Below are 17,353 nucleotides of genomic sequence, written 5' to 3' on the forward strand. Positions count from 1 at the left end.
CCATGGCACACGTTCCTGAACAGGGGGTTGGCGAGTCGCCCTGCTGTGCGCCTGAGCGACGACGGACTGCCGGCTCTGCCAAAAACCGGGCTCTGCCTTCCGGATCGGTGCTGAACGTACTTGTCTGGAAATGACCTGAAGGAATCCACATCATCACCGGGAGGATTTTGATGAGGAGTATCGGAACGAAGCTCGCGGTGGCCGCCGCGGCGTTGGTCGCCGGACTTGCGACGTTCACCGCGCCCGCCTCGGCGGAGGCGCAGCAGAGCACGGCGGCCGTGCGGCAGTGCCAGGCGTTCAACGTGGGGCCGGACAGCGCCAGCGTGCCGGGAGACCGGCTCGACGACTACTTCGCGGGCGTGCAGGGCGGGTTCGCGAACGAGGAACTGCTGTGTGGCAACGGTCAGACCTACGGCGCGGTGCACATCGAGTTGAAGCACAACGTCGACAACTGGGACGTCACCCTCGAGTGCATGCGAAACGTTCTGGACCGTGGCACCTTCCGGGCCTACGACGGCAAGCGCGAGTGGCGCTTCCAGTGGGCTCCGGGGCGTTCCGCCAAGGTGATAGCGGGCATGAACGGTGTGATCACCGCGTACCCGGAGTGGGATAGCGGTTCCGCGGGCTCGTGGGACGAGTGCGGCCAGCAGTAATCTGCCGTGGTGAGGCGCCGCTGGATGGGCACGACGGCATCCAGCGGCGCCCGCTCCCACCGCGCGTTCCTCAGACCGGAAAGGAGTCGTATGGAGCGACAGGACCTGCGAGCCGGGGCGTACGTCCGCTGGGCGCCTCCGGACGGGACGACCGGCGTCGACCTGGTCGAAGGCGCACCGGGGATCATCACCGGACCGCACTGGCAGGACGTCGAGGTCAAGTGGTTCCTGCGGGAAGACGATCCGGTCTCCCAACACGTCTACAACTACCAGTGGCTGCGTGAGGTGGGCCCGCTGGAGTTTCTGGACGCCTGCGTCGCGGTCCGGGACCACGAGCGCCGCTGACCCCGTGAGTCACTCGGTGACGTGCCGCCTCGCCGCGCTCAGGACAGCGGCGAAGGCGTCGAGGCACGTGGCGGTGAGCCGCGTGCGGACAGGTTCGTGCGCCAAGGGATCAACATCGGCGGCAGGCACACCGAATCCGCCATCCGGTTGTTGTTGAGCGGCCAGGTACGCCACTGCGGCCGCGGGCACCGAATGGGCCAGCAGATCGAGTTCAGCGGCGGCGACCAGGAAGCAGGCCAGCAGATCCAGATCGCCGCGGCGCACCGCGATCACGATGCCCTGGTCCACGACCGCTGACCAGGTCTGCCGGGCGGTTCCGTCCGCCGCCCCCGCTCGCACGGCGATCTCCCGCAGCGCCGCCGGGTTTCCGGGCAGCGGCAGCCCCGGAGGCGGGCTCGCCTGGCGAACCGCTTCGCCAGCGCGTGGCGGGGGTGACCACCACCCCGCGCCGCTGCTCAACGCCGTCACCGCGAAGCGCGTGATATCAGGCGTTTCCGCCTCTGCTGCGCCTGCCACATTCCCGAGTGCGGTCTCCGGCACCTCCGTCTCGTGAAACAGTGCGGCTGTCAGCGCGAACGCGATGGTCGTGTGGTAGCAGGTGCCGAACCGGTAGGCCCGAGTCGTGTCACCGGTCGTGCGCGCCGCATCCGCGGCCCGATACAGCGGCCCGGGCACGGCGCCGTCCTCGTGCTGTGCGCCGCGGATCCGACGCCAAGCGGCGCGGGTGAATGCCGTGGTGCCGCCTGCCAGCAGGCTGGTGGCGACGAGTTCCGCGCCCAAGTCGAGGTTTCCCGCAGCCAGGTAGGCCCCGGCCAGGAGCTCCACGGGTCCATTGAGGACAGTGAGGTCCACCGGGCAGGGTGCCGCTCCGAAGCCTGTGGCATAAAAAGCGGCATGCGTGATGCCGTAGCACTCGACGTCGTTGAGCCGAAAGGCGTCGAGGTGCTGGCCGTCGAGCCAGTGCCGCGCCAGCCACGCCCGGTCCGGCAGGTGAGCGGCCGCGAACCCGCCGAGGTCGGCCGCGTGGCGCAACTCCAGCGCGCCCACCCCGGATGCCGTGGGTCGGGCGCCCGCGTCGAGCAGGCCCTGTGCCGCGCGGCGCAACGGGGGCACGGGCACGCCCAGTCGCTCGGCCAGAGCGAGAAACCAGACGTGGTAAGTGAACATGCCATCAGCCCGGTAGAGCCCGGCGGCGAACGACGGCCGCTCCAGCACGCGCTGGGTGATCCGCACCGCCCGTTCGGTGACCTCCCGGCCCACCCCGTCCTGGCGCCGCGCCAGTACGTGGCAGAGCTGGAGCAGTTCCAGCAGCGGCGCGGAAGGAAACGGGCGCTTGGGCAAGTGCCGCTCCCAGCATGGCGGGTCGAAGAACTCCGCGTTGTCGGCCAGCCAGCCCAGCGCGGCGCTGAGCGGGTCCCCCCGGGGCACGTGGTCGGGCGCCTCATTCTGCTGCCAGACCGGAAAACCCTGCACCAAACCGCGGAACCCGTCGTCGATCACCGGTCTCCCCCTCCGATCCGCCTGCCCAGGAACCAGACGAGCGCCAAGGCCAGTCCACCGACGACACCGGCGTCGACCCACAGCGGAACCGACCCCGGCGCGTCGATGAGGACTTGGCGAATGCCGTCGACCGCGTAGGTCATGGGGTTCGCCCACACCGCCCAGGCCAGCCAGCTCGGGCCAGACTCCGGCCGGAAGACCGACCCGGACAGGAACAGCAGCGGGTACATGGCCATCTGGACCACCGACTGCAACGTCGTGACCTGTGGGACAACGGTCGCCAAAGCGATGCCCGCCAGACCGAACACCGCGCCGGTCAGCGTGTACCCAAGGACGGCGGCGGCGAAGGTTGACAAGGTGAGTGGCACACGGAGCAACGGAGCGAACAGCAGCAGCACCGCACTCTGCGCGCCCGCGGACACCGCGCTGGCGGCGACCTTGCCCAATGGCAGGCACAACCTGGGCACCGGGGCCACCAGCATCTCGCGCAGCGCGCCGAACTCGCGGTCGAAGGCGTAGGTGAGCCCGGAGCTGACCCCGACGGTGACGATCTGGATGGCGACGATCCCGGGGAACACGAAGGTGCTGAACGGCACCGAGCCCACTGTGCCGATCATGCCGTCGAACCCGACGGCGTAAACCAGCACGAAGAACACGATCTGCGCGGCCTGTGCGGCGAGCGCGGCCGGGTGCCGGGTCTGCCGGTGCAGGTCCCGGCTCGCGACAACGGCGATGGCGCGCATGGAGTCCGACCAGGTGTGCGTTCGCGGTGTCGTCATGGCTCCCCCATCAGGTCCCGACCACGTCGGTCGTGGCGAAGTAGACGTCGTCCATCGAGGGTTCGCGCACGGACATCGTGCGGACCGGCACGGTGATGGCCCTGGCGACCTCGGCGACGTGCCGCTCAGGCCGCGCGCAGAACACCGCCAGCCCGGCCGCGTCCATCCGGGCGTCGAAACCGGCCACGCGCAGTTGTCCCAGCGCGGCGTCGTCGTCCTCGGTGGCGACGACAAGGGCGGCGGCGCCGGTCAATCCAGCCTTCAGCTCGGCGGGCGACCCGTTCCGCGCGATCCGTCCTGAGTGGACGATGACGACCTCGTCTGCGAACTCGGCCTCCTGTAGATAGTGCGTCGCGTACAGCACAGTCAGGCCGTGGTCGGCGCGAAGCACGCGCAGGTCGTTCCAGAGCGCGCGGCGGACGCTGGGGTCCAGTCCGCTGGTCGGCTCGTCCAACACGAGCAGGCGCGGCCGGTGCAGCAGGGCCCTGGCCACCTCCACCCGGCGAGCCAGCCCGCCGGACAGTTCCCGCACCAGGGAGCGCCGCCGGTCGGCCAGGCCGAACTGGCGCAGAACCTCATCGATCCGCTCGCGAGCGGCCGGTCGTCCCATGCCGAACAGCCGGGCGTGGAACCACAGGTTGCGCTCCACGGAGAGGTCCTGGTCGAGGGTCTGCTCCTGGAACACCACACCGATGTGCGTGCGAGCCCGGACCGGGTCGACCGCCGTGTCCACCCCGAACACCTCGACCCGGCCGGAGCCCGGGGCCGCGGCGGTGGTCACCACGCTGAGCAACGTGGACTTGCCCGCGCCGTTGGGGCCAAGCAGCGCCACGATCCGCCCGGGGCCGACAGACAGCGACACGCCGTTCACCGCGACGGTGTCGCCGTGGCGCACCACAAGGTCGGTCACCCGGATGGCGGGGATCACGCGTCCACCCCGGAATCCAGGCAGAGCCCGCGGAGCACCTCGTCCGGCGCGGGCAGCACCAGGGCGGAAACGATCTCCCGACTGGCCGCCTCGAAAGCGGTGCCCGGCACCGGTTCGACGACCCGGTGCCCGTCCGCGCGCAGCGTCGCCACGTTGCGCCGCACGGCGGGCCTGCGCCACATGCTCTCGTTCATCGCGGGCGCGACCGTGATCGGCTGCTCCACCGCCAGCAGGGTGCTGGTCAGCGCACTTGGCGCGAGACCGTTCGCCAGGCAGCCCAGCAGGTGCGCTGTCGCGGGCAGCACCAGCACCCGCTGCGCCCACCTGGCGAGCGCGACGTGGCTGCGCGCCTGCTCGGCCTCGGTGTAGACCTGGTCACACAGCGCGCGCAACCCCCCGGGCGAAACGAACGTCTCGGCGGACCTGGTGAGCAGCCCGACAATCTGTTTGACCCCGGCCGTCCGGAAAGCGTGCAGGTACACCGGCAGGCTGAAGGCGGCGACCGACCCGGTCACCCCGACCAGCAACCGTTCGGGCGGCTGCGCCATCTCCGTTCCTCTCAGCTCAACAGCAGGGCGCTGTCCCACGCCCAGCGATCGGGATCGGGTGCCGGGAGCAGCGCGCAGGCGACACCGGCTGCGCCCTCCAGCAACCCGGCGACGTCGAGGGCCCGGTGGCCGGACGCTTCCCGCCACCCTCGGGGCGAATCGGGGACCAAGTGGGCGAAGACGAACGGGGCGTCCGGATCGGCGAACGCCAACACCCGCTCGGTCAGCCGATCGGCGCCCGCGAGTAGCACCGGGTCAGCAGCGGCGGCGCCCACCCGGCGCAGCACCTGGAGGAACCCGGCGAACCCATGGCACACCGTCGGGCCGTCGAGCAGCCAGGACCGCTCGTCCCGGTCGAGGGCGGCACGCAGTGCCGAACGCGCGGCCAGCCCCCACTCGGGCTCGTCCAAGGCGGTGCCCGCCCGGTGCAGCGCGGCCGCCACCCCGGGCGCGCCGTAACACCAGGCGGTGCGGGTGAACACCGACGCGGGCCTCGGCCCGGTTTCCTCGTCCCAGCTGACGCGACACGGCCAGTAGGGGCCGGTTTCGTCCGCCAATCGCCAACGGAGCAGCCATTGGGCGATCCGGCGAATGGCGTCGCGCTGGCCCGGCACCTCGTGGCCGCGTTCGAGCGCGCGGGCGAGCAGTGCGAGCGGACCGGTGACGCCGTGCGCCATCCCGAGGTTGAAGTCGCCCATCGGGTAGGTCAGCGCGTCCTCGGCCACCGGCTGGAGGTCTTTCGGGACCCACCAACCCGGCACGGTCCGGCCCGCCACGGTGATCGGCGCGGTCAGGTCGACGAGGTGGCGCAGCGTTCGGGCGACCGCGGCCTCGGCTTCGCCGCCTTCCACCTCCAAAAGCAGGCGACCGGTGCCGGACAGACCGTTGATGACGTCATAGTGCGCCCACGAGACGCCTGCGGCGGTGCGTGCCTGGCAGTTGTCCAGCCTGCGGTTCTGGTCGGCCACGACCCAGCGGGCGAGGTCGCGGCGCAGGCGGGCGTAATTCGGCTCCAGTGCCAGGGTCGCGGCGAGCAGCGCGGCGGGCCCGGCGAACAGGCCGTTCGCCCCATTGCTCGCCAGCAGCTCACCCGCCCGCGCGATCTGCCGGTGCGCGACCGAGGCCCAGCGCTGATCGCCTGCGGCCAGTTCGGCGTGCAGCAGCGCCACCCCGGGAAGGCCGTTCGCCAGCGTCACCGGGCCCCACATGGACGCGCCGTAGACCGGTTCCCGGTTGTCCGGGCGGTCGGCGATCCGCGCGGTGCGGTCCGGATCGGACAATCGGTCCGCGACCAGCGCGACGGCTTCGGCGGCGGTCGGCGCCCAGGTGGCGTCGGTGGCGGCGGTCATCGGGTGTTCCTCCGTCGGGCGCGGTTGTCCTGCACGGCGCCCCGGGCGATGCCGAGCACCCGCTGCTCGCGTTCCGAGGAGCCACCGAACAGGCGGTTGCAGGTCATGTGCATGAGGCTCCCCACGATCCGGGCCTCTGGGGTGCGGCAGCGCCCTTCGGCGACCAGCCGCCGGATTACCTCGCCGTACTCGCGGGCAGCGGCGTCCCGGGCGGTCAGCGCCGCCAACGCCCGCGCGCCGTGCTCGTCCTCGACCAGTGCGGGCCAACCGCCCACCGGGTCGATTCGCCGCTGCCAGCCCGCGGCGTCTTTGCGGTAGACAGCGGGGAGGTCGCGTCTGCTCCCGGTGATCGACAGCCACTCGGCCGCGTGCTCGCCGGGATCGCCGGTGGAGACCCACTCGGCCGCGCTGGTGGGTGCGCCGAAGGCGTGTGCCAGCGCGGCGACCGAGACGGCGCCGACGGCGTCGGAGGTCAGCTCGTCGCCTGCCTGCTTCACCAGCTGGGACAGCGCGATGGCGGCCACACTGTCGGCGTGGAACAGGCGCTCGGCCGCGACCTGCGCGTCCGGACCGCCGTAGCGCTCCCATTCGGGTTCGTACTGTTCGAGGCTGTGCCCGCCGACCAGACCGGCCCGCTGCCAAGACGCCAGCAAGGCACTCATCTCCGGCAACGCGGTGGACCCCAGCAGGGCGGGGTCGCCGTGGAAGCGCAGGCGCAGGTGGTGGCCGTCCGCGTCGGTGTAGCGGATGAAGAACCAGCGGTCACCGCCGCCGCCGGCGGCGACGTCCACCAGGACCGGCACCTGCTGGGCGAGGAACTCGTCCTGGCTGTGCCGAGAGCCGCGGACCACCAGGTAGAGCCAGTCCCCCGCGAGTGCGGGCACGCCGGTGCGCGGCACCGCGTGCGCGACCTGCGGCGGCCGGGTCCCCCCGGTCCGCGGCGCCAGCGGCACGACCAGCTCGCACACGTGCCCCTGGATCTCGTTGTCGGGCGAGGATTGCCCGCCGTTGGCCAACTCCTGGGCGACGACCTCGTCGTCGCGGCGGATCTCGTCCCGCAGCAGTTCGAGGTGCCACGGGTGGTCGAGGTGCAGCAGGAGCCGCTGGTCGGTGCTGACCGCCAGTATCCGGTTCGGCACCCGCCACTGGCGCCGCCACTGCGCGACGCTGGCCGCCCAGGCCGCGCTGTCTTGGTCGAGGTGTGCGCGCAGCGCGTCCAGCCGCCAGGTGGCGGGCGCGAGAACCGACCGTCCATATCGGACTCTAGGCAGGAACGGAGCGGTGGCCATCGGCCCCCAGTTCCACGGCTCCCACAGCCGTTGCCCCTCCATCCCCAACTCCCACAGCAGGCGGATCGCGTTGGGCGCCTGCACCGCGGGGCTGACCATGTTCGGCAGCACCGGCACGATCTCCTGGCCGGTGGGCAGGTGCACGGCGAACATCCGCTCGAGGTTCGCCCCGACCCCGATCTCGGCGAGCGGCAACTCCTGGGCGTGCGGCGAGTCCGACAGGCCGACCGTGATCCGCCTGCGCGTGCGCGGGACGGTGTGCGCCAGGTTCGCCGCCTTGCCGGACTTGGGCGCGAAGGCCAAATCGACGGCGACCGCGCCTGCCACATGCTGCCTGCGGTCCGCGGTGCGCTCCCCCAGCTCGTCGGCCCACTCGGGCAGCAGGTCGAGAAACCGGCCGACTGTGGCGCCCGCGTGGTGTGACCCGGGGCTCGGCGACACCACCACCCGGAACTCGCCCGCGTCCAACTCCGCCGCCGACCCCGCGACCACGTGCACGTACAGCTCGCACGAGTTGGGCAGGTCGGCGGGATCGGCCTCGTCGTGCGCGATTTGGGCTACCTGGGCCTGGTCAAGCACGACCTCGGTGGCACCGTCGCGCAGCGCGGTCATCGCCAGCGCGGCGACCAAGCGGTCGCGCCGGGTGTTCACCGGTTCGGTCCACGGCTCGGCGACCGCCTCGCTTTCCGGCCACTCGTACCCGGCGGGTGCGCCGAGGGACCGGGTCGGGTCCAGCAACTCCAGCACCGGGACCAGCCGGTCCACGCCGTACCGCTCCAGGAAGCGCCCGTGGTACTCCCGCAGCGGACGCATGCCCAGCCGGGGCGGCGAAAGCCGCCACAGCACCTCGGCGGTGCGCTCGACCTCGTCGCGGACCCGTTCGGACAGGGTGATGTCGATGTCGAGCCGGGTGTCGACGTGCAGTGGGGTGCTGTAGTCGGTGATCTTGCGGGCGGCGGCGACCAGCTCCGTCATCTGGTCGCGCCCGGAACCCGGCGCGGCGGCGTCGAAGGCGGCCCGGCTGGTGTCGAGCCCGCGCAGGTCGTCGAGCACCGCCCGGGCCGCTGTGCCCGGCTCGGCCGCCCGGTCGAGCACTCCGATGACGTGGGCCAGCGGGTCGGCGCCGTCCAGCGCCGGGCGCAGTTCGGTGATCAACAGCTCCTGGTGCGCCAGCACCATCAGCAGGCGCCGGACGCGGGCGAGGTCGCCACCGGCGAACCGGTCGGCCAGATCGCGAGCCAGATCGCCGAACGGCACCGGGCGAGCCGCGCCATCGATGGCGGCGGCGACCACCGGGGTGCGCCGCACCGAGACGACCTGCCTGGTCTGCTGCCCCGGTGTCGCCCCCTTGCCGGACGGAACTTCCAACACAACGCGGTCGCCGCGCACGACCAGGTTCTGGTGCGCGCGCACGCGCAGCCCGCCCACCAGGCGTTCGTCGGACTCCAGCCGGTCGATGAGCCGGTACAACCAGTTCATGTCGATGTGCGTGCGGTGCCGGTGCCGATCACCCCACTCGATCTTGGTGACGGTGTCGAAGCGACCGCAGGCGACTCCGGCGAACAGTCCGAACGGGGTGGGCCGGGTGCGCATTCGCACGTCGTATCGCAGCACCGCGAGCGCGGCGCGGCGCAGCTGCTTCGGGCGCAGCCGATCGGCCCGGCCCTCAGCCACGTGGTCCAGCACGGTCGCCAGGCTCGGGCTCGCCAGCGTCACCGCCTCCACCAAGCGCGGGCTCGCCAGTGCCGCACGCAGGACCTCGACGTGGGCATCCGGTCCGCCGTCCGGCGGTGACCCGACGGCCAGCGGGGTGGCGACCCCGCCCAGCGCCGGAGCACGCAGCAGGAAGACCGGCCAGGCGCGGAACAACGGATCGGACATCGCGGGCTCCCCCTTGCGTCGAAGGATCGGTCGGACCGGAGGTGGCGCCGGGCGGCGGCGCACTGCCGCCCGGCGCCGGGGGAATCAGCAGCAGAAGCTGCAGTTGCTGCCGCCGCCGGGGCTCGTGCAGCCCGGGGTGCACAGCGACACGCTGGTCACCGCCGGGTCGACCGACATGGTGTCGACGCCGACCTCCAAATCGAGGTCGAACAGGTCGAGCTCCTGCACGACCGGCGTGGGCTGGATCTGGATCGCTGCGGTCACGGTTTTCCTCCCAGTTTTCGCGGACGACCGGGCCACGGATACGGCCCCGGCCGGGTGATTCACCCCGAAGCGACTATTCGGGGGGCAACGCGTCGCCGATGACCACGCAAGCAGAGCCGAACCCTCGGTTCAATCGATTGGGTGACACCTGGCAGAGCGGGCAGCGGAGCCAGCGGCCAACCCCGATCACCGACGGTGATCACCCGTGCTGACTCGCCGAATCCGTGAACCAGGCCGGAGTTCCCTGCTACACACAGGTATATGGGGTCCGACGAGCAGCTCATCGGCGCGATCGCGCGCGGCGACCAAGACGCGCTGCGCGCGTTGTACGCGCGCCACGCGACGGGGATGCTCCGGTTACTGCACCGGCTCACCTCTAACGCCGCTGTCGCCGAGGAGGTCTTGCAGGAAACCTGGCTGGCAGTCTGGCAGTCCGCGGGCGGCTTCCGCGGCGAGTCGAGCGTGCGCTCGTGGCTGTTCGGGGTCTGCAGGCGCCAGGCGCACAACCGGTTGCGGCGAAGCGCCTTCGTCGAGGTCGACTTGGCCGAAGTGGCCGAGCCCCCGGACCCGGACCCAGCCGTGGAGGACCAAGTGCTTGCCAGGGCCGACCACGAGGCACTCGTCTCCGCGATCGACGAGTTGCCGGAGCACCTGCGCGCGGCACTCGCCCTGGTGCTCACCGAGGAGATGACCTACCCGGAGGTCGCGGAGGCGCTCGGTGTGCCGGTCGGCACCGTGAAGAGCCGAATGTCGCACGCGCGGCGCAGGCTCGCCTTGGCCCTGGCTTCCGTGAAGGCGCAGGAAGGCGGAACACCATGACGCATCTGACCGATTCGGACCTGGTCCGGCTCGCCGCCCCGACGGCGCCCGTCGATCCGCATGTGGTGGAGTGCGCCTCGTGTTCGCTGCGGTTGGCCGCGTGGCGGCGCATCGCGCGCGCCACCGCGGCGCCGACCACCGCGGTCACCGCGCCCGCGTTCGACACCCTGATCCCGCGGTTGCCGCCACAGGCCGCCGCTCCTGCCCGGATCGCCGCTGCCCCCAGGCGCGGGCTCGGCCGGAGTTCGCGGCTGGCCGCCTGGATCGTCCTGCGGCAAGCACGGATCATGCCCAGATCGCTGGCGCCGCTGAGTCTGCTCGGACTGGTCCTGGCCACCGTGATCGGCCTGGCGACCCAGGACCCGGTGCTGGCCAAGCACTACTTCGGCGCGGTCGTGGTGCTCGTGGTGCTGCTCGGCGCGTGCGCGACCACGACCCGTCGCGGGGACGCGCGCAGCGACCTGCTGTGCTCGCTGCCGATCTCACCCGCGACGGTGTTCGCCTGCCGGGTGGTCTTGGTGCTCTGCGTCGACCTGGCCCTGGCATTGAGCGCGTCCGTGCTCGTGCACGTGTGGGGAAACGTCGCGCCGCTGACCGAGTTGGTCGGCGGCTGGCTCGGCCAGGCCCTGCTGGCCTCGGCCATCGCCGTGGCCTGCTCAGTGTGGCGCTCACCGCCGGTGGGCGCGGTGGCCGCGGCCACGACCTGGTTCGTCTGCTCGCTGACCACACTGCCCGGAGGTGAGCTGGCTGAACGGGCGGGCACCGCCGTGGGTCGGGTGTGGGGGACGACACCGTGGGGGCTGGCGCTCTCGGTGGTGCTGGTGGTCGCGGCTGTGCTGCGCAGCAGGTCCCTCCCCGACGACAGTTCCGCGAACTCGTGAACCTTCGGGCGGGCGGGCGCTACGTACTGTGCATGGCAGGGGGATCAGGGGGATCAGGGATTTCCGGGATTTCACTGTGGCGGCACGAAGCGCGCCGGGTAGGCGGGCCCGCGCTGTTCACCCCGGTGTTCACCGCGCTGGTGCTGGTGGCGGCGGCCGAGGGCCTGCACCGGGACGGCTTTCTCAAGCAGTTGCTGGTCACCTCGGCGCCCGCGCTGGTGATCGGGATGACCGCCGCCACCGTGGCAGGCGGCGAGCGGGCCTACGAACTGCTGCTGACCACGCCCACGCCGATCCGGAACACGGTCTGGCGCAGGATGGCGTTGCTCGGGTTCAGCGCCGCGGTCGGTGTGCTCGCCATGGCGGCCGGTCTGGAGTTGACCGGCGCGGGTCCCCCGAGCGCGCTGGACCTGCTGCTCATCAGCGCGTTCTCCGCCCTGCTGACGGCCACCGGGGTGTGGGCCGCGCTCGCGCTGCGCTCCGCGGCGGGCGCGGCCACTGTGGTTCTGGCGGTGTGGCTGGCCAAGTTGTTCGTGCTCGACCGCTGGGCCCCCGGTCCGGCGACGCAGGCGCTGCTCGTCGCCGTCCTGACCGGCTTGCCGCTGGCCCGCGCGGGCAGGCTCCTTGCCGACGGGGCCCGGCTGCTGGAAGGCGGACGGTGATGGCGGGGCCCACGGCCGTTCGCCCGCGGTCCGGCCCGCGCGGCGCGCTGCGCGGCTCGATCCGCTACGAGATGACCATGGCGCTGCGGGTGCGCGTGCTGTGGCTGTCCATGGTGCCGCTGACCTTGTTGGCGGCGCTGCTGGCGGTGGTCTCGCCGGTGGTCGTCGGGGCCGCCGACGCGGTCGAGCGGGTGGGCGCCACGGTGATCGTGGTGAACACGTTCGCGACCGTGGGCTTGGGTGTCGCGCTGGCCGACCGGTTGAGCAGGCACACCCGACCGGGGCTGGTCGATCTGCTGGACACGACGCCCACCAGCCGAACGGTCCGGATGGCGGGCACGCTGCTCGGGTCCGTGGCGGTCGGGATCGCCCCGTTGGCCGCGGTGGTGCTGCTCGGGGGCGGCACGGTCGCCGTGCTGGAGGGCGACCCGCTGGCGTTGGGCGCGGCCGTCCTGGCTGTCCTGGTCGTCCTAGTGCCCGCCAGTCTGGCGGTCGCCGCCTGCGCGAGCCTGCTTGGCCTGCTGCTGCCCGCCGTGGCCGCGCGGGTTCTGGTGGTCGTCATGTGGTTCTGGGCGACTCAGTTGAGCCCCAACCTCGTTCCGGTGCCATCGCCGACCGGCACTCTGCTGTCCCCGCTTGGCGGCTACCCGGCGGTGGCGTGGCTGGGCGTCCCGGACATCTGGGCGGCGCGTGGTCGCGACGGTCTGCTGAGCCCGGCGGCCACCGGGGGCAGCGCCGCGGCCAACGCGGTGCTTGTCGTGCTGACGGGAATGGTGTTCTTCCTGTTGTCGTGGCTGGTTGTGGAAATCCGCGCCCGCAGGGGCGCCCCGAGCAGTGGAGCCGACGGGTGAACATCGTCATCGACGGACTGCGCAAGGTCTACCGGGGCGGCAAGGTCGCGCTGGACGGCGTCGACCTGACCCTGGGCCAGGGCATGACCGGGCTGCTCGGTCCGAACGGCGCGGGCAAGACGACCCTGATGCGCATCCTCACCGGGGTGCTGCGGCCGACCGAGGGCCGGGTCGTCGTCGACGGGCACGACATGGCGACCACCGCCGGGGCCGCCGCCGTCAAGCGGATGCTCGGCTACCTGCCGCAGGAGCTGGCGCCCTACCCGGACCTGACTGCCCGCGAGTTCTTGGACTACATCGCCCTGCTCAAGGGAATCGATGACATGTCGGCCAGGCGAGCGCAGGTCGAGGAACTGCTGGCCGAGGTCGGGCTCGCCGACCACCGCGACCGGCGCGTCGGCGCGTTCTCCGGCGGTATGAAACGCAGGCTCGGTATCGCGCAGGCCCTGCTCGGGACTCCCCGGCTGATCGTCGTCGACGAGCCGACCAGCGGGCTCGACCCGCAGGAGCGAATGCGTTTCCGCGCCCTGCTCGCGGGTCTCGGCGGCGGCCGCAGCACCATCCTGTCCACGCACATCCTCGACGACGTCGCGCAAACCTGCCCGCAGGTGTGCGTGCTGACCGGCGGACGCGCGGTGTTCCACGGCACCACCGCGGGCCTGACCGCCGCCGCGAAGGGCAAGACCTTCCTCGTCCGCGGTGATCGCCCGCCCGCGGACGCCGTGCTGGTGAACGCGGTGTCCGGACCGGACGGCACGGAATACCGGCTGGTCGGGACGACCGCCCCAGCGGGCGCTGTCAGCGTTTCCCCAACCCTGGAGGACGGATATGTGGCTCTCCTGCAATCAATCGAACCGACAACGACGGGATAATTCACCACGTATGCGCACAAAGCCGGGATTCCGCACGACAACCGCGCTCGGCGCTGTGGCGCTGGCCCTGGCGCTCAGCGCCTGTGGCGCGGGCCGGAGCGATCCGAACACGGTGTCACCCGTGCCGCTCGCACCGCCGACTGGAGCGACTCAGCCGGTGACCGAGGCGAACTTCGGCTATCTGTGGCCGTTCACGGTCGATCGGGGCACGCTGGAGTGCCGTCAATCGGAGCAGACGGTCTTCATCGCTCCGGACGGCAAGGAGTACGCGCTCAACGACAAGGCCGAGCAGGCGGGCTTGCCTGATGTGGAGCCCATTCGGGCGGAGGGGGATCAGGGCGACAAGATCAGCCTGGGTTCGGTGACGAGCACAGCCTTGGCCCTGTGTGGTTCCCGATAGCCGAACGGAATCACCCTGACAGGCGCGCCGGTCACCGGTGCGCCTGTCGGCATTCCCAGACGGCACTGGTGGATTCGATGAGGGGGCGATGAACAGCACTGAAGCGGAGGCGTGCATGGTACCCGGCCCGCGACGGCGGGCCCGGACCGGAACAACACGACGTGGGGGAGTGGTTCTGATGGTTTCGAGCAGTGCGGCGTTCTTGGTGCACCACGGGTTGCGGGCCCAATTCCTCAGCAGATCCGCCTGCTTCGCCGACAATGGGATCGCGCTGCGCTTCGCCGACACCGAGGAGTTGTTCTCCGCGCCGATGGACGGCAGACCAGTGCTGGTGCCCGCGCTGAGCGGCGCCGACCACGAGCTGATCCGCGCCATCCGCGCGGTGCGGTGCATGGAGCCGGTAGTCGGAGTCGTCGACGACATCAACGGCCACCAGACGTTCGAGGCCATGCAGTCCGGGGCGTCCAGCGTGTTCAATGTGCGGTTGCCGTGGGAGCGGCAGATCGCCGTGCTGGACTTGCTGCAAGCCAGCAGTTTCGGCTCGGCGGAAACCCGACCGACGGCGCGTTCGGCCGAGAAGGTGGCCGCGGACTCAGCCGCGCTGAACCTGGACGCCGAGAACGCCGAACTGATCGAACTGCTCTGCGGCAACGCCCGGATCTCGACGATCGCCCAGCAGCTCTACTGCTCCGAGCGTTCGCTCTACCGGCGCATCCGGCGCCTCTACGAACAGGTCGGCGTCACCGGGCGGGCGGAACTCCGCCGCCGGTCGGCCAAGCTCACCGCGGTGTAGCCGGGCCTCGGGCGCCTGGCACCGCCCGGCGCCCGAGGCCCGTGCCGGTCACCGGACTCCGCTCCCCGCGGCTTCGACGATCCGGAAGAACCCCGACTCCAAGTCGCCGTCCACCGCCAAGCCCGCCAGCTCGCCCTCGTACCGGGTTTGGCCTGCCACCAACACCCCCACCCGGTCGCAGACGTGCCCGATCTCGGACAGCTGGTGGCTGGAGATCATCACCGTCGCTCCGGTTTCGGCAAGTGTCCTGATGAGACCGCGCATGTCCCTGATCCCCACCGGGTCCAACCCGTTGGTCGGCTCGTCCAGCACGATCAGCCTGGGGCGGGCCAGCAGCGCGATGGCGATCCCGAGCCGCCACCGCATTCCCAGCGAGTACTGCGCCACCCGACGGCTGCGCACGTCCCGCAGCCGCACTTGGTCGAGCACCTCCTCGGCGACCGAGACCGGCACGCCACGCAGCTTGGCGTGCACCCGAAGGTGCGCCACCGCGTCCAGTTGGGGCCACAGCCCAGGTGTCTCGATGAGGGCGCCGACGTCGGCCAGCAGGCGCCGGTGGTGCGGCTGCCCGAACAGACCGATCGTGCCCGCGGTGGGGCGTTGCAGGCCGAGGATGGTCTTCATCAACGTGGTCTTGCCCGCGCCGTTGGGCCCGATCAGGCCGTACACCTCGCCTTCACGGACGCTCAACTCGACGCCGTCGAGCGCGCGGTGCGTCCCGTAGTGCTTGTGCAGGCCAGTGATCTCCAGGATCGCCATCAGATCTCCTTGCGAGTCAGGTGCCAACTGCCCAGGGCCAACAGGACTGTCCCCACCGCCACGGACAAGCCCAGCGCGAGCGGGATGACGCCGGGGTCGGCGAGGGGGCTGCCCGCGGGCAGCGCGATGCCGTTCGGACTGATGCCCGCGATCGGCAGGATGACCCGCATCGGCCAGGCGAACGGAATCGCGAACCAGAACACCTTGTCGGCGGTCAACGCCCCCGCCAGCAGGCCGGCCACCCCGACCGTGACGCCTGGCCCAAGCCCCCAACGAACAGCGACGACCAACGCGAACGCGGTGCCCGCGAGCCCGGCGACCCAGGGCGCGTAGGCCGCGGCGGCGATCAAGCCCACGTCGGCTCCCAACTGCCCGTTGAGCAGCGCGCCGCCGGACAGCACGACGGCCAGGACAGTGCTCGACAGCAGGCTCAGCAACGACAGAGCGACGAACTTGCCGAGGTAGTACCGCCAGCGCGGCACGGCGTAGGACATCAGCAACCGCCAGGCGTCCTGGTCGGCGCGCACGGACATGGCCGCCGTCAGCCCTGCCGTCATCGGCACCAGCACACCCCAGAACTCCAAGGTGACCCGGCTGAACACCTGCCAGGTCTGCCCAGAGGCGCCTTCCGGCGAGAACAAGGACCCCAGGTAGAGCGGAACCGCGATCGCCACCGGGGCGAGCACGGCGTACCAGATCGGGAATCCCCGACGAAGGCGGACCAGCTCGGTGCCCACCAAAGTGACGACTGAGGGATTGTCCGCCGTCGCCGGGCGAGCCCGAGCGGCGGTTTCGGTGCTTGCGGTCATCGGCGCTCCCACTGCGTTCGAGGTTCCACTGCGTTCGAGGTTCCACTGCGTTCGAGGTTCGCCAGGTACGTAGCGGCGGCACCCCGGCGTGGTTCACGCGGCCGGAAGACACCTTCAGGCTGCCGGAGTCGGCAGCGGGCCAGGTGGGCCTGCGGGTGCGCCCGTGCTACCTGGTTATGGCTGTCGTGATCGGGCAAGCATCCGTACGAGATGGCCAGTGGCATCAATCCGACGGTCGCGGCGCGCGGGAAGCCGCGGCGCTGTGTGTCGAGCCGGAGCAGCACAGTCGCGAGCCCGCCCTGTCCGCGCTGTCCACGGACGGAACGCACCGCACTGGTACCGATGCGGATGCGGGCCGATCATTTGTCCACTTCGGACTGCGAGCCGCTGGGGTATCACGTCCGCGGTGAGCCGCGCGGAGGTCACCGTCGGCGCAGGCGGCGGCCGAACCCACCGATGGCGCCAAACCGCCGCCATGCGAACACGATCGGAGTCCGAGATCGCGGGCGGGGCACGCGATCTCGGACTCCGTCGCGGTTACTGGCTGGCGGTTGCCGACCAGGGGAAGCGAAGCGCCGGGGCGTGCTGGCTGCGCTGGTAGGCGGCGCAGAACCCGGCTTCGTCGCCCGCATACTGGGGGTCGAGCGCGACCAGCGCGGGCCGCATGGCGTTCCACACCCGCTTGTGGCCCTCGTTGGTGCTGTCGCCCCGGACGGTGATCACCATGTCGAGCCCGCGGTGGATCGACACCCGCTGCCCGCCCGCGCCCGCGGCCCAGGCGAGGCCGATGTCGTGGCGCTCGCCGGTGTGCGGGGTGCCGCTGTAGTTGTGCGTGGTCGCGTTGAACGGGGCGTGCGGGTGGCGCGGCCAGGTGCTGTACGGCGAGCACTCGGTGTCGTTGGTGCCGGACGAGTAGCGCCAGCCCTGGTAGGCGTTCATCTGGGTGAGGTAGCCGTAACCGGTGTTGGTGT

General features: G+C 71.4%; 19 protein-coding genes. 9 read left to right on the forward strand and 10 right to left on the reverse strand.

What is annotated here, in order from left to right; genetic code table 11:
- The first annotated feature begins 170 nt into the window (after nucleotides 1–170).
- Nucleotides 171–653: a hypothetical protein gene (locus tag BLS56_RS07770; RefSeq protein ID WP_139190556.1), complete on the forward strand. Its 483-nt coding sequence runs from the start codon at nucleotides 171–173 to the stop codon at nucleotides 651–653.
- A gap of 90 nt (nucleotides 654–743) precedes the next feature.
- Complete coding sequence (locus BLS56_RS07775) at nucleotides 744–998, forward strand: hypothetical protein (protein WP_091449223.1); 255 nt, start codon at nucleotides 744–746, stop codon at nucleotides 996–998.
- 9 nt (nucleotides 999–1,007) lie between these two features.
- On the opposite strand, the gene BLS56_RS07780 is transcribed toward BLS56_RS07775, so the two are convergent.
- From BLS56_RS07780 to BLS56_RS30480, 7 genes are all read right to left on the reverse strand, one after another.
- A complete protein-coding gene (locus tag BLS56_RS07780) occupies nucleotides 1,008–2,498 on the reverse strand; it encodes a DUF6895 family protein (protein WP_091449224.1) in 1,491 nt (496 codons plus the stop codon).
- Nucleotides 2,495–3,277 carry an ABC transporter permease gene (locus BLS56_RS07785; protein WP_091449225.1) on the reverse strand — a complete coding sequence of 261 codons (783 nt, stop codon included), beginning with the start codon at nucleotides 3,275–3,277 and terminating at the stop codon, nucleotides 2,495–2,497. The genes BLS56_RS07780 and BLS56_RS07785 overlap by 4 nt, the downstream gene beginning before the upstream one ends.
- 10 nt (nucleotides 3,278–3,287) lie before the next feature.
- Nucleotides 3,288–4,205, reverse strand: coding sequence for an ABC transporter ATP-binding protein (locus BLS56_RS07790; protein ID WP_091449226.1), 918 nt, complete (start codon nucleotides 4,203–4,205; stop codon nucleotides 3,288–3,290).
- Entirely contained in the window at nucleotides 4,202–4,753 is a 552-nt protein-coding gene (locus tag BLS56_RS07795) for a flavoprotein (RefSeq protein WP_091449227.1), read from the reverse strand. Before BLS56_RS07795 ends, BLS56_RS07790 begins: the two co-directional genes overlap by 4 nt.
- 11 nt (nucleotides 4,754–4,764) lie before the next feature.
- The gene (locus BLS56_RS07800; protein ID WP_091449228.1) at nucleotides 4,765–6,102 is read right to left on the reverse strand and encodes a lanthionine synthetase C family protein; all 1,338 of its coding nucleotides are present in this window, start codon (nucleotides 6,100–6,102) and stop codon (nucleotides 4,765–4,767) included.
- Nucleotides 6,099–9,272: a lantibiotic dehydratase gene (locus tag BLS56_RS07805; protein ID WP_091449229.1), complete on the reverse strand. Its 3,174-nt coding sequence runs from the start codon at nucleotides 9,270–9,272 to the stop codon at nucleotides 6,099–6,101. Before BLS56_RS07805 ends, BLS56_RS07800 begins: the two co-directional genes overlap by 4 nt.
- Before the next feature lie 84 nt (nucleotides 9,273–9,356).
- Nucleotides 9,357–9,536, reverse strand: coding sequence for a gallidermin/nisin family lantibiotic (locus tag BLS56_RS30480; RefSeq protein ID WP_228771453.1), 180 nt, complete (start codon nucleotides 9,534–9,536; stop codon nucleotides 9,357–9,359).
- A gap of 261 nt (nucleotides 9,537–9,797) precedes the next feature.
- Between BLS56_RS30480 and BLS56_RS07815 the strand changes: the two genes are divergently transcribed.
- From BLS56_RS07815 to BLS56_RS07845, 7 genes are all read left to right on the forward strand, one after another.
- Nucleotides 9,798–10,355, forward strand: coding sequence for an RNA polymerase sigma factor (locus tag BLS56_RS07815; protein WP_091449230.1), 558 nt, complete (start codon nucleotides 9,798–9,800; stop codon nucleotides 10,353–10,355).
- Nucleotides 10,352–11,236 (forward strand): hypothetical protein, encoded by an 885-nt coding sequence (locus BLS56_RS07820; protein ID WP_091449231.1) that lies wholly within the window; start codon nucleotides 10,352–10,354, stop codon nucleotides 11,234–11,236. The genes BLS56_RS07815 and BLS56_RS07820 overlap by 4 nt, the downstream gene beginning before the upstream one ends.
- A gap of 32 nt (nucleotides 11,237–11,268) precedes the next feature.
- Nucleotides 11,269–11,898, forward strand: a complete 630-nt coding sequence (locus BLS56_RS07825; protein WP_139190557.1) for a hypothetical protein — start codon at nucleotides 11,269–11,271, stop codon at nucleotides 11,896–11,898.
- Nucleotides 11,898–12,749 carry a hypothetical protein gene (locus BLS56_RS07830; protein WP_091449233.1) on the forward strand — a complete coding sequence of 284 codons (852 nt, stop codon included), beginning with the start codon at nucleotides 11,898–11,900 and terminating at the stop codon, nucleotides 12,747–12,749. The genes BLS56_RS07825 and BLS56_RS07830 overlap by 1 nt, the downstream gene beginning before the upstream one ends.
- Nucleotides 12,746–13,621, forward strand: a complete 876-nt coding sequence (locus tag BLS56_RS07835) for an ABC transporter ATP-binding protein (protein WP_091449234.1) — start codon at nucleotides 12,746–12,748, stop codon at nucleotides 13,619–13,621. The genes BLS56_RS07830 and BLS56_RS07835 overlap by 4 nt, the downstream gene beginning before the upstream one ends.
- 10 nt (nucleotides 13,622–13,631) lie before the next feature.
- The gene (locus BLS56_RS07840) at nucleotides 13,632–14,021 is read left to right on the forward strand and encodes a DUF2511 domain-containing protein (protein WP_091449235.1); all 390 of its coding nucleotides are present in this window, start codon (nucleotides 13,632–13,634) and stop codon (nucleotides 14,019–14,021) included.
- Between the two features lie 178 nt (nucleotides 14,022–14,199).
- Complete coding sequence (locus BLS56_RS07845) at nucleotides 14,200–14,814, forward strand: helix-turn-helix transcriptional regulator (RefSeq protein ID WP_091449236.1); 615 nt, start codon at nucleotides 14,200–14,202, stop codon at nucleotides 14,812–14,814.
- 48 nt (nucleotides 14,815–14,862) lie between these two features.
- Here the strand turns inward: BLS56_RS07845 and BLS56_RS07850 are convergent, their stop codons facing one another.
- The 3 genes from BLS56_RS07850 to BLS56_RS31325 all read right to left on the reverse strand — a co-directional run.
- The gene (locus BLS56_RS07850) at nucleotides 14,863–15,573 is read right to left on the reverse strand and encodes an ABC transporter ATP-binding protein (RefSeq protein WP_091449237.1); all 711 of its coding nucleotides are present in this window, start codon (nucleotides 15,571–15,573) and stop codon (nucleotides 14,863–14,865) included.
- Nucleotides 15,573–16,382 carry an ABC transporter permease gene (locus BLS56_RS07855; protein ID WP_091449238.1) on the reverse strand — a complete coding sequence of 270 codons (810 nt, stop codon included), beginning with the start codon at nucleotides 16,380–16,382 and terminating at the stop codon, nucleotides 15,573–15,575. Before BLS56_RS07855 ends, BLS56_RS07850 begins: the two co-directional genes overlap by 1 nt.
- A 537-nt stretch (nucleotides 16,383–16,919) precedes the next feature.
- A partial coding sequence (locus tag BLS56_RS31325) for a hypothetical protein (RefSeq protein WP_175482721.1) occupies nucleotides 16,920–17,353 on the reverse strand: 434 nt, incomplete at its 5' end.

It is taken from the genome of Actinokineospora iranica (assembly GCF_900101685.1).
Lineage (GTDB): Bacteria > Actinomycetota > Actinomycetes > Mycobacteriales > Pseudonocardiaceae > Actinokineospora > Actinokineospora iranica.